We start from the raw sequence: 15,204 nt of genomic DNA, 5'->3' as shown, positions 1-15,204 counted from the left end.
GTTTTCATGGCTGCCGTTTTCATTGGACAAGAAAGCGTCTCCTGCCACGTCTCGTGATGCCTCCCGATCTTCTGAAATCCGTCCTCCTGCCGCTGGCATTGATCATTCTCATGTTTGGAATGGGCATGACCCTGCGGCTTGCTGACTTCAAGCGAGTGGTCTCCTCTCCCAAGGCTACGCTCCTTGGTTCATTCTGCCAGCTGGTGAGCCTGCCGCTTCTGGCCTTTGGGCTGGCGTATATCTTCAAGCTGCCGCCGGATCTGGCCACGGGATTGATGCTCCTGGCGGTGTGCCCCGGCGGTGCCACATCAAACATCATCACCCATCTCTCGAAGGGGGATACTGCGCTGTCTGTGACACTCACGGCCGTCTCCAGCATCATCACGGTGTTCACGATTCCGCTGCTGCTCGGGCTCTCCATGCAGCACTTCCTCGGTGAGGCACAGGTGATCAGCCTGCCGTTTTTGAAAACCTTTCTCCAGCTCTTGGTGGTGACCTTGCTACCGGTGGCACTTGGCATGTGGCTGAATGCTGCGCGACCCAAGCTCACCGAGCGCCTCTCCAGGACGGTGAATGTCCTTTCCGTGTCCTTTCTGGCACTGGTCATCCTCGCCGCGGTGCTCAAGGAAAAGGATCTTGGTGCACAATTTGCGGTTGCGGGGCCTGCCGCAATCTCCCTGAACATCTGCGGGATGGCTGTCGGCTATGCCGTCGCAGCAATCTTCGCGCTGCCGGTCTCACAACGCCGGACCATCTCCATTGAGGTGGGTATTCAGAATGGCACGCTCGCGCTCGCCATCGCACTGGGTCTGCTGGAGAGTCCGCGCATGGCAATTCCGGCGGTGGTTTACAGCCTCTTCATGTTCGCCAGTGGCGCCTACATGATCCTCCGTCACGGACGGGAGGAGCAAAGGTCGGCTTGAGGAGGTGAGGAGTTCGAGGAAACTTCCAGTGAACACTCATGGCTGTCCCCACGATTTTAGCCCACGTATTTGTCTGGATCGCCTGGTTGGCTTGGATTCCCGCTACTCTGCTCGAGAAAAAGGCGCGGGGTGAATCCGGGGGTACAAGCCTGGTTCCGGTCATTCCCTTGTTCCCGCTGCTTGGGTCAATGGCTATCGCAGGGCTCGATTCGTTGAGGGAACTTCTCGGGTCGAGAACCGTTGGCGGATTTCACCTTGTCGTCCTGACAATCATGATGGCGAGTTGCGCCCTCTCTGGCTGCCGGATACTGATGAAAAAGTAATGGAAGAAGCGAGGGTAAGAAGGGCGGGAGCGCGTTTCTTACAACTCCTCCAGAGCATCCGCCACTGCTCCCTGGATAGGGCGGGGGCCGTCGCCTTTGAGGCGTTCATCCAGAACTTCGAGGCGCCGGATGAGGTCCGCCACGTGCTTCCGCGGGTAGGGACCGCCGGCGGCATCGCAGAAATGCGTGCGGCAACCGAAGGGTCGGTGTGCATAGATCATGCAGCGGCCGTTTTTCCCGAGAAGCGGGCAGGCGCCGTCGTCGCGCTCGGGAAGTTTCTTGCGTCCACTGGCCCGCACGCCGATGGCGGCATACATCGCCTCCCCCTTGGTCAGCATCGGGGTCCTTCCTGTGAGGCGGAACTGGCAACACTCCGTGCTCATGGCACAGATCCGCTCCAAGGGACGCTCCGCCACCGCCTTGTAGATGGCGGCCATTTCCTGGCGGAGTTCGGGGCTGAGGGACATGAGAGGGGGAAGGATGAAGAATAGGCGGAGGAGCCCTGTGGCACAACAAGAGGGTTTGGAGCCGCAGAGACACGGGTGAGGGAAGCAGCTATATTCAAGCACGGATGGGGTTGTGGCAAAAGTGTTGCAGGGAGCTGCTTGCAGGCCTGCGGGCCGTCCGGTGATAAAAGCCATGCACCTCTTCCTCATCGACGCCATCGGCCCCTTCTTTCGCGGGGATGAACGGCGCACGATCAACTGGTCGAAGATTTCCTTCTCCCACTTGAAGATGGAAGGGGATGGAAGTGTGGGACAGTGGGCGCGCATTCGTGAAGACCTGGATGTTTTTTGCGCGAAGGCAGCCTCCATGGGATTCAATGCGGTATCTCTGGATGACGTGACCCATCTCGCGGATCACTCCTGGTATGAGCTGGACATGCGTGCTCGTATTGCCAGATGGCGCACGGAGTTCCGCCGTTGTTTCGAGGTGGTGCGGAGCCATGGCTTGCAGATCTACCTGACCATGGATGTCTTCAGCGCCACGCCAGCGGTCCGTGAGCAACTGGGGCGGCTGCGGTGGACGGTGGAGGATTTCCTGAGTGAACTGCTGGATGGCTTCCTGACAGACTTCCCCGAGGTATCCGGGGTGATTCTGCGCATTGGTGAATCCGATGGCCGCGATGTGGTGGATGACTTCAAAAGCGAACTGTACCTGAAGCATCCGAAGCAGGTGAACCGCTTTCTGAAGACCCTGCTTCCCGTGTTCGAGAAACACTCGCGGAAGCTCATCTTCCGCACCTGGACCGTGGGCGCGTATCGCATCGGGGACCTCATGTGGCATCGCGGCACTTTCACCTCCGTCCTGAAAGGCGTGGAGGACAGTGAGTCGCTCATCGTCTCGATGAAATACGGCGAGTCGGACTTCTTCCGCTACCTGCCGCTGAACAGGAATTTCTTCCGCACGCGCGTGGCGAAGATCATCGAGCTGCAGACGCGTCGTGAGTACGAAGGCTGCGGCGAGTACCCGAGTTTCACTGGTTGGGAATATGAACGCTATGCGCACGAGCTGGCACAAGCGGAGAATATGGTGGGCCTCATGGTGTGGTGCCAGACGGGCGGATGGGTCCCCTTCCGCAGGCTGGCGCTGCTGGAAGAGAGTGCGGTATGGACGGATCTGAACACCTTTGTCACCATCCGCGTCTTCCAGAAGCGGCAGCTCGTGGAGGAGGCGGTGAAGGGTTTTGCGGAGATGAAGGGCGTGCCCAACTGGCGCTCACTGCTGGAACTGCTGCGTTACTCTGACGATGTGATTCGCGAGCTGCTCTATGTGGAGGAGTTTGCCCGGCAAAAACTTTTCTTCCGGAGAGTGCGCATTCCACCGATGCTCCAGGTGTACTGGAACAACATTTTCATCAGTCATAGTGTGAAGAAGGTGCTCATGCACTTTGTGCAGGACAAGGAAGGCTGCCTGCGCGCGGCCACGCTATCCCTGCAGAAGCTCGATCAGATGCAGAAACTCGCCGGCGAGTGCAGCATGCCTGTGGCGGACATCGAATACATGCGGGACACGTTTGGCATCCTCGCCCTCGCGCGTGAGTATTACTTCCGCACCTTCGACGTGGAGATCGAGCAAAAGCTGCGTGCCGCAAAGAAAGCCTACAAGGCGAAGTATCCGAAAGGCGGTCCGCGCCGCCGCTACCGCATCAAGATGCACTTCCAGCCCTTCTGGCTGAAGGCGCGTTACCTCGGCTGGGCGCTGACGCTCCTCATGCGCCGCCGCCGGGGTTATCGCGTGGTGGACCGCATCGTCACGCTGCATGCGCTCTCCATGATCTTCCGCGTCATCTCCAAGCGCAGACCACACTGGATTCCCGCATTTGCCAAGGAGAGTGCGATGGGGGTGGATACGGTGTTCCGGTGATGGAGCACCGCATCATGCGGCATTCGCCCATTCACCGGATCTGTCCAGGGCCACCAAGATCATCTTCACCATTTCATCTTCCGATTCGGTCTCCCCACGCACCAGCGCCTGGGGCCACGGAGCGACATCTTCAGGCATGATATATTCGACCGCATAGCGCTTCTCGTCGGGCGCATAGAGGACGACTTGCCTGAAATAGTCGGGATTCTCGCTGAAGAAATCGTCTTGAGGACGCAGACGCAGCCAGCCGTGGGATACCAGCGCGTAGACCTCCCGGTTGTCTGGCAGCCCGCGCAATCGAGCCACAAGGCGCAGCATGGCCTTGCCGCCGTCACTACAGCCGCCATGGTCGGTGTATATCTCCTCAAGCGTCCCTGAAAGCTGGAATTTGGAGAGGGTGACAAGCATGATGGCCATGAGTGTATTTCCCGGGCGCGCTCGTGCAAGCGTCTGCGGCAGGCACGGGAAGAGAGGCGGGGGCATTCCGCCGGATGTGTGTGGGCCAGGGTCGCGGTCCTGGCTCCCCTTCGGCCCAAGGATCCTTCACGCTGGGGGTTGACTCCGGGGCCGGGACCATTGACTACCCTTGCCCCCGCCTGCCTGCCTCATGCTCGAATATTTCAAGATTTGCCGCCCTGAACACTGGTTGAAGAACATCTTCATCCTGTTCGGCCATGTCGTGGCGTGGGCTCTGGTGCTGAATTTCCAGTGGGACGCCAGCCTCATCGGCGTGGCGGTGCTCTCACTTATTCCTGCGTGCCTCATCGCCTCGGCGAACTACATCCTGAATGAGATTCTGGATGCACCCTTTGATGCGGTGCACCCTACCAAGCGCCTGCGTGGCATCCCCGCCGGGAAGGTAAAGGTGAAGTATCTCTGGTGGCTGAAGGCAGCGCTCATCGTGGTGGCCTTTCTGCTCTGCTGGTGGTGGAAGTTCAACGTGGCCTACCAGACGGCCCTGGTGCTGCTGCTCCTGAGCGGGCTGGTGTACAATGTGCCCCCGCTGCGGCTGAAGGATCGGGCGTTTTTGGATGTCATCGCGGAGTCCTTCAACAATCCCATCCGTCTCTGGCTGGGCTACTACGCGCTGGTGGATCAGCACCACGTGCCCCCGCTCTCCATCGTGCTGGCATGGTGGTCCTTTGGCGCGCTACTCATGACTGGCAAGCGCTACAGCGAGTTCCGTTTCATCGGCGACCGCGAGGTGAGCGGGAAGTATCGCAAATCCTTCCGCGTGTACACGGAGACGTCGCTCATCCTGGCGATGATCACCTACGCGAACCTGTTCTGCTTCTGCACCGGCATCGCCATGGCGGTGTATCCCGTGCTGAACAATCTCGTGCTGGTGTTCCCCGTCATCATCATCGCAGTCATCGCCTACTTCCGCCATGCCATGAAGGAGGAGACGGCCCGCCTTGAGCCCGAGCAGCTCCTGCAGAATCCATGGATCATCTTCTGGACCGTCGTCACCGGAGCGGCCACCATCTGGCTCCTGCTCACGGACACAAACTACGCCCGTGACTGGTTCCACCTGATGCAGCCGGTCAAGTGGGGTTGATGTGCAGGAATCGTGGAATCGTGCGTGTAAGGGGTGCCCGGATGGTGGGCACGGAAGTTTCTCGGGATTTTTTCAACGCCCACCCCCCCTCCCTGTCAGACCGCAGGGACCGGTGACCCCGGTACGGACATCACCCACTACCACCATGAACACCCCAACCCCCCCTGTGTACCCCAACCCTGGCCGCTCGTCTGGCAGGCAAAAGGTGCTTCTAGTGCTGTGCGTGCTCGTCGGTATCATCGGGATCACCGCCTCCGCCGCCACGATCTGGTACTACTACAATTTCAAGGCCGCTCCCTTCAAGCCGGTGAACCTGACCGTGGCCGAAAAGGATACGCTGAACTCCAAGCTCGCCGCCTTGGAATCTGGCAAACTGTCTGAACTGGAGCCGTCCAAGCCGACTCCCAGCCCTGCGGCCACCACGACACCTGCGCCTTCTGACCCTGCGAAGACCATCGTGCTCAGCGAGCGCGAGATCAATGGATGGCTCGCCGACCAGCCTGACTGGGCGGACAAGGTGAAATTCCACATGAACAATGACATGCTGGGCGCCACCTTCCTGCTGCCGATCGATCCTAGTACGAAGTACATCGGTGGCAAAACCATCCGCATCAAGGTCGCCTTCAACACGAAGCTGGATGAGAATCACAAACTGCATTTCAGCCTGGCCAACCTGAGTGTGGGGGGCATTCCTGTGCGCCATGACATCTCCCTGCCCAACGCCTGGCTGGGTGACGCGAAAGGCGTGAACCTCTTTGCGGACAATGGTCCGGGCTCCTTCAATTCCGAATTTCTCCAGCGATTCGCCGCAGGAATTAAGGACTTCAAGGTCGGCAACGGCGAGCTACGAATGGTGCTGAATGACTAGGTGGGCTGGTCCCTGCCTCCCGGCGGCTAGAAATTCAGTGGAAAGCAGATTTTATTAAGAAATTCCGACTTTCAGGATTTTTTAAAATTTCTGCTTTTTTAAGCTTGCCTGAAGTTGATTCATGCGTAGGGTGCGCGCCGCAATCCTACTCTACACGCATGAAAAAAATCGCATCCCTCATCATGTCCGTGGCGCTGGCCTCCAGCGCTTTCGCAGGCCCTGTGAGCTACTCGGGTAAGGGTGGCAAGGCAGTGCAACCCACCGCTCCCGCTCCTCTTGGCTGTGATGCCTTCGGTCCTGGATTCGCCCTCGGCGTTTTCGGTGGCGGGTATCTCCCCGAGAATGACTCCGTGGAAGACGACGTCCTCGGCGGCGGCGTGCTTGCCGAGTACTTCTTCAACGAGTACATCGGTATCCAGGGCACCTACGGCATCTTCGCCACGGATCAGGAACACCATGAGTTCGACGGCGCACTCGTGCTGCGTTACCCCATCACCTCTATCTGCGTTGCTCCCTACGCCATGGTTGGCGGTGGTTTCAGCGTGAACAGCGAGGACAAGGGCAACTACTTCGTCGGTGGTGGTGTTGAAGCCCGCTTCGTCGGCGCCAACAACCTCGGCGTTTTCGCTGACGGTGCCTACCACTTCGCCGCTGATGAAGACGACGCTGACTACACCATCGTTCGTCTCGGCGTGAAGTTCCCGTTCTAAGCGAACTCGAACAGCAACTCACCAACCTTTTAAAAAAGAGGAGCGGGCAACCGCTCCTCTTTTTTTGTCGGGCCTGTGGAGCACGGCCTTTGGTGAGATGCTTGCCCACCCTTGGCGACGGAATCGTCACCACGGTTCACTTTTAGGATGGTGCGATGCCGCGATAAGACGCGCCGGCATTCAACAACTCACCCATGACACCCAAGCATCCGCTCATCGCAGTGTCACTTGTGCTTATCCACGCCAGTGTCCCAGGGCAGGTAGGGCGCAGTCCTTCACCTTTGACGTTGCCGGCACGGGCAATACGGCGCGAAGGGTTTACTGCCAGTCAGTCGGGCCGCAGCCACGCTAGAGGTATGTGGGCCTGCAGGTCGGAGCCCAGTTCTCTATGAACGTCTGTTACAACGCGGATTTTGGCCGGCACATCGACGAGAGCCACACGGCATCTGTCAGTGCGAACATCCGGTTCTGAGGAGTTTTTCAGTGTGTGTGTAAACGGCGGGCCCGGCGGAATTCGTTCCGCCGGGCCCCATTGTTTCCACGAAACCATTTCAGCACACAATTTTTTTCCGGGAGAAAATTTTCTGCAAAACTCCTTATAGACCGTCTTTTGAGTTCCATGCGATAAAAGGGCGCTGCCATGAAACCGCGCGGTCATGGAACTCTATCTGGCTCAGGTTCCGGTGCCACCTTGATTGAGGTGGTCATCACCGTCGGCATTCTCATCACTACGCTGGTTCCGTTGCTGGGACTGCTGTCTGCTGCCATCGATATGAGTGGGAAGGCCGTGTCGGCGAACACGGCCGCGCGGATCTCGGCCAAACTGGTCGGCGATGTCCAGCAGGGTGACTGGTTGGGACTGCTGAGTTGGAGTGACAGGGATGTGTACTTCGATGATCAAGGATGCGAACTCACCGGAGCAAATGCCCAGGCAGAGGCCGTCTATTCCGCCAGAGTGACCCTGGGGCCGGTAACGGGTGTATCGATGGGCACGATTGGTATTCCCAATCCTTCCCTGCGCCAGGTGATGGTCGTGGTGTCGTCTCGCCCCGGTGTCAAAGGCAGGAAGGACCTGGATGACGCGAAGGCGGCCATCACGGATGGCAAGAAATTACCGATGAGTGTGCGTGTCACGCGTGCCATGCTGGTGAATCTCGAGAAGCCGACGTGAGAATGAATACCTCATGCAGCACAGAAGCAGCCGGGTTGGCAGGCCCCCCAGCATTCACGCTGGTGGAGGTGTTGTTGAGTGTCACCATCCTCTCCGTCATCATGGTGAGCACCACGCTCATGCTGGATTCCTCTCTCACCCAGATGCGTATCGCTGAATCCAGGCTGGGGCAGTTCAGGGAGGCGCAGGCTGCTTTTGAAGCAATGACGCTCCGCCTGGCCGGATGCGACATCAATCCCTATTACGACTTTGAGTACCAAAACCAGAATCGAGACACGGTACCCGTGAGCTACGAGTTGCAGTCAGACTTGCACTTCGTGTCGGGTCCCGCGCGGAGTGGATATCAGCCTCTCTTCACGGCGGGACCTTATTCAGGGCATGGCATCTTTTTCCATGGGACCTATGGACTCACCGAGGAGGCCTCGTGGAAGGGCATGGGAAACCTCTTGAATAGCTGGGGATATTTTGTGGAGTTCGGCGACGATAAGGCGTCGCGCGCCACCTTCCTCAATGCCCTGGGGACCACGGCAGATCGAAACCGCTTTCGCCTGAAGGAACTGCAGGTGCCAGCAGAGAAGATGGGGACCTACAATGCGAAGCTGGGCACGGAATCTACCACCGGAAAAATCTTCGCTTGGTTCCGGGACGCGGTGGCGCAGCCGGGGCAGGTGAGCTCCGTCGCAGAAAATATCGTTGCGCTCGTCATCACGCCCCTGCTCCCGCCTGACAGCAAGGACGTACATGGCACCTTTCTAAGTCCCAACGCGCTGGCGCCTTCCTACTACTACGATACCCGAAACTATCAGCATGCGAAGACGCCGGAGGAGAAGGCCACCCGGCATCGGCTGCCACCGCTTCTGCGGCTCACGCTCGTAGCCATCGATGAGGCATCCGCCGAGCGCCTGGAGGAGCGTTACGGCGAGATCAAGCCGGACTTTGGCCTCGATTCCCTGTTCCAGAACGCCATCAATTATGACGAGGACGTCCGCACGCTGGAGTCTGCTCTTCTGAATGAAAAGCTGAGTTACCGCGTTTTCACCACCACGGTACGGCTGCGAAATGCGCGCTGGACCGGAACGTACTAGGCCAAGAACGACCGAAGGAGCAGTCATTGGAGTCATCACATCATGGTACACCATCGCATTGCCCGCAACACTCCTGCCGCCCGCGGATTCACGCTGGCGGAGATTGTAGTGGTGATTGCGATCATGACCATTCTGGTCACCCTCACGGCGTCCTCCATGAATGGATTGATGGGTTCGCTCCATATGAAAGAGGGAGTGACCAATGCTCGCCACATGATGGAGCAAGCCCGGCAGGAAGCCACCACCATGAACCGGGACGTGGTGGTGAGGTTCTACCGGGTGCCAGATGATATGGGCGTGTTGGCCTGGAGGGCCTGTGCTTATGGGACGGAGAAGCTGACTACTGACCCGGATAAGCCTCAATACCATGATCCGACGGTGCCCGGCTACCGGCCGCCCTTCGTCGCCTCATCTCCCATGGAGCGCTTGCCAGGGGACCTCGTATTTCACCCGGCTGCTGCCTATTCTCTTCTGCTTGATGCCACTCAGTCGGCCCTGCAGTGTGGAGAGGAGCTGGCGCCGGACGGAGAGATAAGGCAGTTCACCAGCTTCAGATTCACGCCAGATGGGAGGTGTACGCTGCCTGCAGCCCAGTCCTGGACCATCACCCTTGTGTCTGAGAGGGATCTGGCGAAGTCCCCCGGTCTGCCGCCGGGCTATGCGACCTTGCAACTGGACCCTTCCACCGCGCGTGTGCGGGTGTATCGCCGCTGACTGACTGATTTGCGACATTCCTTCCATCAATCCATGAGAGGCTCGCATCTTCGCCCCACATATCGTCAAGGCACGGCACTCCTACCAGCCCTGTTGATCCTGGGCATGGTGACGATTGTCGTGGTGCTGTTCTTCAGCATGTCCACCGTGCAGATGCGCTCCTCTGCCAGCCAGGCCGCAGTGCATGACGTGACGACCTTGCAGGACATGGCCATGAACAACGCCATTGGCCAGATGCGGATGGGCACCACCGAGAGCAAGGCGCTGTGGATTTCCCAGCCGGGCGCCATCCGCACGTATATCGCGAATTCCGGCCTCGGTTCCCGGGTCTACAAACTTTACAGTGCGCGGGACATGGTGGTGGAGAATAGCATGCTCATCTCCGCCAGTGCGCAGAATCTTGAGACGGACGTTCCCAACGATTGGGACGCACGTCCCGGCACCTACACGGATCTCAATGAACCTGCCCTGGACGAAGCGGGCGATTTTGTGTTTCCCATCGTCGATCCCCGCGTGATGGACATGGTCAGCCCGACGTATCCTGACAGCAAGGTGCCGGAGGGCTTTCAGTACTCGCAGCATCTTGCCGTCAGCAATGCCTCCATCAATGGAGTCCGGCTGCCTGGGAATACCGCCTCCATGCAGCGGCTGCCGATGCCAGTGCGATGGATCTATGTCCTGCAGGATGGCAGCATCGGGGTGATGGATGACTCCACCTCGCCGAAGTTCACACCTTTCTCAGGCCAGTCGCTGGCCAGCAAAGAGAATCCCATCGTGGGCCGGTACGCCTTCTGGACGGATGACGAGTCCGCCAAGATAAACATCAACACGGCCTCCGAGGCCATCTTTTGGGATACTCCCCGGTGCGCGACGAACCGTGAGATCGAGTTTGCTGTGAAACCGCCTGTCCGCAATGAGGTGCAGCGCTTTGGAGGGCATCCGGCGACCACATGTTTGAGCACAGTTTTCTTTCCGGGAGAGAAGCTGGTGCCTGGCTCGACCACCATGAACCAGAAGCTGGAACAGCTCTATGCAATCACTCCGCGGGTGAATGCGGACGGCGGTATCATGGCGGGAAACAGCGTGCCGGTGAACTTCGATACCGACCGGCTCTATGCCTCTGTGGATGAACTTTTGATCGATGACCCAAGTGACATCTCCGGTTTCCCCCTGGCAGGAGGAAAGCGAACTGTGCAGGCCTTGTTCGCCCAGGAGCCCGCACGAGTAAAGCGGCTCCGCTTCTTCCTCACGTCGGAGAGCCGTGCGCCGGAGCTCACGGCGGCGGGCACACCGAGGGTGTCCATCTGGCCGGTGAGTTACCGGCCAGAGCCGCAGAACAACAAGCGTACGTCCTTTGACAATGTCTCCGCATTTGCCAGCACGCTGGGCAAGCATCCCTATCACTTCCGGCGCAGTGGTGCGGCATCCAACATGGATGACTTCTCCAACTACTACAACACAGAGGCAAATGACCCCTTTGGTGTCGGGATGATTCACAACAATCACCTGGCCCAGTACATCATTGAGGGGGCCAGATCCGTGAAGCAGGGATATGCAAAATCCATGACGGAGAAATACGATTCCCGCCATGCTTCCTGGTCCACCAGTGCCTACAACATGGGCTCGTCCCTCGTGGCAATGCTGGAATACATCCGCCAGACCAATGGCAATGACAGCACGCACTCCACGAAGAACGTGAGTCCGCGTGTTCCTGTCGATGCATACACGCAGACCTCGGCAAATTGGATTGGAACGGACACACTTGGCCAGGTCGCCGCGGTGAACATGACCTACTACAGTGCCCCGCTCAACACCGACAACCGCTCACTCAAGCGCAATCAGAACGATGAGGGCAATGACCGCGTTTGGAACACCGGCATCGGTCGCGAATTCACCGTATCCGAGTTTGGCTTGGTGTTCATTCTTGCGGCGGAGAACCCCGCAAGTGGCGCTGCCCCGAAGTTGAACCCTGACCTGGTGAGCAAGCTCAAGCTCCCCGCGGGGGTGAAGGCCATCCAGGTGGGTGTGGTGGCGGAAGGATTCTGCGCCGCGCAGGGATACACCATGATCGCTCCGAGCTCTTCCTTCAATGTGACGCAACTCGGCTCCCTTCGTATCGACACCGCTGGCTTTGGCGCGCGCGGGGTGGGGGGAGCCGTCAATGCGCTGGGGCCGCCGCCGGTGCAGGACACGGTCTCCGGGGAGCCCTACATGGGATGGGGCAGCCTGCTGCACAATGTCTCCCACCTGCAGTACCTCTGCAAAATCAAGCCGAAGGAAACACCCCAGTCCGGACGCATGAGCACCGGAGACTGGTGGGTAGGGTGGGGTGGATCCGGCGGCTACTGGATGTATGCGGATAGCGACACCAATGCCCATTCCCAAATCAGCAGTTTGCGGAAATCGGATTTTGATACTCCCGCCAACACCCTTTCAAACCCGGCCATGTACAGCCGTGGCTACTTCCTGGTCCCCTCCAACGCCACCAGCATGACCATCTCCTCTTCGCGCACCGGGGGCGTGATGGTGGACCGTTGCCTGGAAATCCGCGTGGGGAACCAGCGGGATGGCGACTATGGCGACAGGAGATTGATGGTGGAGATACCGCAGAATCTGGTCGTTCCAGTGCCCGCTGCGCCTGCGGCACTGGGACTCACCTTCAGCAAGCGTTACAAGGACGTTCGCACCTCCGGGGCCACCCGCTTCGGCGCGCCCGAGATCATCGACGTGAATGATGTGGTGCGCACCTGGGTAGTGCGTCACGGAGATTACCGCCTTCCCTACCAACGCTTGAGGGAAGGAGCGGGGGCAGTAGGAGTGGATGCGCGCAAGCGCCTCATGGTGCCGCATCCCGCTTGGGACCCGGCCACTATCAGTGCGGGCCGGTTGCTGATCACACGCACCATTCCCCAAATTCATGCCTTCACCAAGTCCGGAGGCAAGCCACACAAAGTAGGTGGCCCCGGAGGTGTCTCGCCCACGTTTGGCGATGGCATGACATCCTCCAGCCTGGTGAACGGAGTGACCTATAACTCGGATGTGCGACCGGATTTCGTCATCGACTCGGCCTCCGCGACCTTCCGCGCCAACGTCCCGGCGAACTATCCCTACTCCGTGAATCCCACCGATACGCGTGACTGGGACAATGGCACTGGCATAGCGCCAGACGGCGCCTATTGGAACAAGCCGGATGACGGCGCTCAAGTCTTCGACGGTTCCATCCCGCCCTACTTCAGCCAGAACCCATGGGACGGCGTGAACATCAATCAGCGCCCCGCGAATCAAACCACCGCGCCGAACCAGCTCATCCCCTCACCGGTCATGTTTGGCTCCCTGCCGTCCGCGCCATCTACCGGCCTGCAATGGACCACCTTCCTCTTCCGGCCAGACCTCACGCCCGGCTCCGGCCACCTCGGCTCCGCCGATCACAGCACGAAGGGAAACCTCCTTGGCGCACCCCCGGATCACACCTTGCTCGACTGGTTCTGGATGCCCGTGGTGCAGCCCTATCCCATCAGCGAGCCCTTCTCCACCGCGGGGAAGGTCAACATGAACTACCGCATCGTGCCCTTCACCAACATCACCCGCGCCACCGGCCTCCATGCCGTGCTGAAGTCTGAGGAGCTGCTCGCCATCCCCACCAATGCTGGCATGACCTACAAGGACTACACCCAGGCAAACGCGAATGGGAAATGGCGCCACTACATCGATGCTGCTGCCACTCTCACGCAGTGGGAGGAAACCTTCAACCAAGGCCGCTTTTTCAAAAACACCGGTGAGGTGTGTGAGCAATTCCTCGTGCCCAAAGATCAGGGCATTCCCTCGGGCAGCGGCACCGTGGTGAGGAACGCCATGAGGAACTTCTGGAACAACCACCGCCTCACGGGAGACAACACCCTGGAGAGGCCCTACGCAAACATCTATCCGCGACTCACCACCCGGTCGAATACGTTCCGCGTGCACTTCCGCGCGCAGACTCTCAGAAAGGCGCGTTCCTCAGACCCACAAACCTTTCTCGAAGGGAAGGACACCATCATCGCAGAGCGTCAGGGAGATGCTCTCGTCGAGCGCGCCATCGACCCCAATGACCCCGCTCTGATGACCGACGACTACGACTATATCAATAAAGCCCGCAACGGCACCCTGAGCTCTGCCAAGTCCCTGGACAACCTCTACAGCTGGCGCATCCGCAGCATCCGCCGCTTTTCGAGATAAGGGACGCGTGAGGTGCGGCCGTCGTGGAGACCTGTCACTCGTCGCTGACATCCACCCAGTATGCGACCTTTTTGGCGTCCACCATGCAGATGAAGTTGTCCCAGGAGTGATTCGTCACCGAAGAATTCTCGGGACCCTTGTGGATCATGTACCCACCCGAGGAAGGAACGCTGTGATTGATGAAAATCACCGGCGAATCCATTTCACTGAAATAGATGCCGACCAGCTCTTGCAGAACGGAGCGCTCCACTGTGCGCCAGGAAGTGTTGTGCAGGTCTTCTACAAGGAAATCCAGCAGAACGCCGGGTCCATCGGTACGAGAGATCTGCAGGAGGGTCGCACGCGCGACTTTCACCTCGTAGGTCATGTGACCGCCACGGCTCTGTGCATGTTTGCCCTCGCCGAAGAACTGCCGCATGGCGTCAATGTCCAACCTGCCAGTTGGATTCTCCCCGTACTCCAGAGCAAAACCTGAATCATCCCAGACGTGGGGATGCTCCTTCAAGAAAGCCTCGGTGCGCTCGAACATGGTGAACATGCCGGCATCAGCGATGCAGGTCATTTTACCTTGGCACCGGTCATGGCAATCGTCGAGACTGAGCCGTTCTTCTGAAGGTCTTTTCCGTACGACAGGGTCACTTTCACCTCGCTCGTCTTTACACCGGGCACGGTGATGGAGGGAGGCGAGGAATAGCCCGAGCCGCCATCCACCACTTCGAAACCGATGACCGTGCCTTCTTTGACGAGTGCATGGGCTGTGGCGGGCTTGTTCCGCCACAAGCCACCGCGACCTGGAGGATAGCGGTAGAAGTTTGAGACTTCGTCCAGCCGGTCATTGGTGACGCCATGCTTCCCCAGCGCGGACATGAGAGCACTTTTGTTGGCACGTACTTGCTGTGGTTCTGGCTCCCGGCCACCGGCAGCGGGGCGCACATGGCTGAAGGCTTCGCGGAACACCTCATCCGGCACACCCAGCGCCGCTGCGATCAATACCACGGGGCGGCCATGATCGACAGGCACCGTATCGTGCCCACCGGAGAAGACTACCGTCACACGAGTCACGCCGGGAGGGAGCTCATCCTTTGCCGGCAGTGGTGACGTTGAGAGAGATGCCATCAGGGCCATCATGATGGCAGTGGCTTGAAGAGAGCGCGTTTTCATGACGGTCGCGGGATGAAACAACTCTGGTGGTGACATTCCATTCAACCACGCTTTGCTTGAAGAGTTTCGGGGATGCATCGAACAATTTTTTGTCGCCATCTCTCAGGCC

Annotated in this window: 13 protein-coding genes; 9 read left to right on the top strand and 4 right to left on the bottom strand. The window is 59.1% G+C overall.

Going from position 1 to position 15,204, the window contains the following annotated elements; translation table 11 throughout:
• Positions 1-56: 56 nt before the first annotated feature.
• Positions 57-923 carry a bile acid:sodium symporter family protein gene (locus tag DES53_RS18495; protein WP_113959770.1) on the top strand — a complete coding sequence of 289 codons (867 nt, stop codon included), beginning with the start codon at positions 57-59 and terminating at the stop codon, positions 921-923.
• Between the two features lie 361 nt (positions 924-1,284).
• Here DES53_RS18495 and DES53_RS18485 read toward each other — a convergent pair whose 3' ends face one another.
• A complete protein-coding gene (locus DES53_RS18485) occupies positions 1,285-1,713 on the bottom strand; it encodes a YkgJ family cysteine cluster protein (protein ID WP_113959768.1) in 429 nt (142 codons plus the stop codon).
• Between the two features lie 172 nt (positions 1,714-1,885).
• On the opposite strand from DES53_RS18485, the gene DES53_RS18480 reads away from it, so the two are divergent.
• A complete protein-coding gene (locus DES53_RS18480; RefSeq protein ID WP_113959767.1) occupies positions 1,886-3,613 on the top strand; it encodes a hypothetical protein in 1,728 nt (575 codons plus the stop codon).
• Positions 3,614-3,625: 12 nt separating this feature from the next.
• Here the strand turns inward: DES53_RS18480 and DES53_RS18475 are convergent, their stop codons facing one another.
• Positions 3,626-4,021 carry a hypothetical protein gene (locus DES53_RS18475; RefSeq protein ID WP_147263479.1) on the bottom strand — a complete coding sequence of 132 codons (396 nt, stop codon included), beginning with the start codon at positions 4,019-4,021 and terminating at the stop codon, positions 3,626-3,628.
• 199 nt (positions 4,022-4,220) lie between these two features.
• Here DES53_RS18475 and DES53_RS18470 point away from each other — a divergent pair, with 199 nt between their 5' ends.
• The 7 genes from DES53_RS18470 to vccA all read left to right on the top strand — a co-directional run bounded on the left by DES53_RS18470 (position 4,221) and on the right by vccA (position 13,934).
• Positions 4,221-5,171 (top strand): UbiA family prenyltransferase, encoded by a 951-nt coding sequence (locus tag DES53_RS18470; RefSeq protein WP_113959765.1) that lies wholly within the window; start codon positions 4,221-4,223, stop codon positions 5,169-5,171.
• A gap of 145 nt (positions 5,172-5,316) precedes the next feature.
• Positions 5,317-6,039: a hypothetical protein gene (locus DES53_RS18465; RefSeq protein ID WP_147263477.1), complete on the top strand. Its 723-nt coding sequence runs from the start codon at positions 5,317-5,319 to the stop codon at positions 6,037-6,039.
• 158 nt (positions 6,040-6,197) lie between these two features.
• A complete protein-coding gene (locus DES53_RS18460) occupies positions 6,198-6,749 on the top strand; it encodes a hypothetical protein (protein WP_113959763.1) in 552 nt (183 codons plus the stop codon).
• 640 nt (positions 6,750-7,389) lie between these two features.
• Positions 7,390-7,920 carry a Verru_Chthon cassette protein B gene (gene vccB, locus DES53_RS18455; RefSeq protein WP_113959762.1) on the top strand — a complete coding sequence of 177 codons (531 nt, stop codon included), beginning with the start codon at positions 7,390-7,392 and terminating at the stop codon, positions 7,918-7,920.
• Between the two features lie 2 nt (positions 7,921-7,922).
• Positions 7,923-9,005: a Verru_Chthon cassette protein C gene (gene vccC, locus DES53_RS18450; protein ID WP_113959761.1), complete on the top strand. Its 1,083-nt coding sequence runs from the start codon at positions 7,923-7,925 to the stop codon at positions 9,003-9,005.
• Positions 9,006-9,047: 42 nt separating this feature from the next.
• A complete protein-coding gene (gene vccD / locus DES53_RS18445) occupies positions 9,048-9,719 on the top strand; it encodes a Verru_Chthon cassette protein D (protein WP_113959760.1) in 672 nt (223 codons plus the stop codon).
• A 33-nt stretch (positions 9,720-9,752) separates the two neighbouring features.
• Positions 9,753-13,934 carry a Verru_Chthon cassette protein A gene (gene vccA, locus DES53_RS18440; RefSeq protein ID WP_113959759.1) on the top strand — a complete coding sequence of 1,394 codons (4,182 nt, stop codon included), beginning with the start codon at positions 9,753-9,755 and terminating at the stop codon, positions 13,932-13,934.
• A 34-nt stretch (positions 13,935-13,968) separates the two neighbouring features.
• Here the strand turns inward: vccA and DES53_RS18435 are convergent, their stop codons facing one another.
• Together DES53_RS18435 and DES53_RS18430 are read right to left on the bottom strand one after the other, a co-directional pair.
• Positions 13,969-14,496, bottom strand: a complete 528-nt coding sequence (locus DES53_RS18435) for a hypothetical protein (RefSeq protein ID WP_113959758.1) — start codon at positions 14,494-14,496, stop codon at positions 13,969-13,971.
• The gene (locus DES53_RS18430; protein ID WP_113959757.1) at positions 14,493-15,095 is read right to left on the bottom strand and encodes a hypothetical protein; all 603 of its coding nucleotides are present in this window, start codon (positions 15,093-15,095) and stop codon (positions 14,493-14,495) included. The genes DES53_RS18435 and DES53_RS18430 overlap by 4 nt, the downstream gene beginning before the upstream one ends.
• Positions 15,096-15,204: the final 109 nt, after the last annotated feature.

It is taken from the genome of Roseimicrobium gellanilyticum, from assembly GCF_003315205.1.
Classification (GTDB): Bacteria; Verrucomicrobiota; Verrucomicrobiia; order Verrucomicrobiales; family Verrucomicrobiaceae; genus Roseimicrobium; species Roseimicrobium gellanilyticum.
The sequence above is the reverse complement of the archived record's forward strand: the minus strand, read 5'-3'. Positions and strand labels throughout refer to the sequence as shown.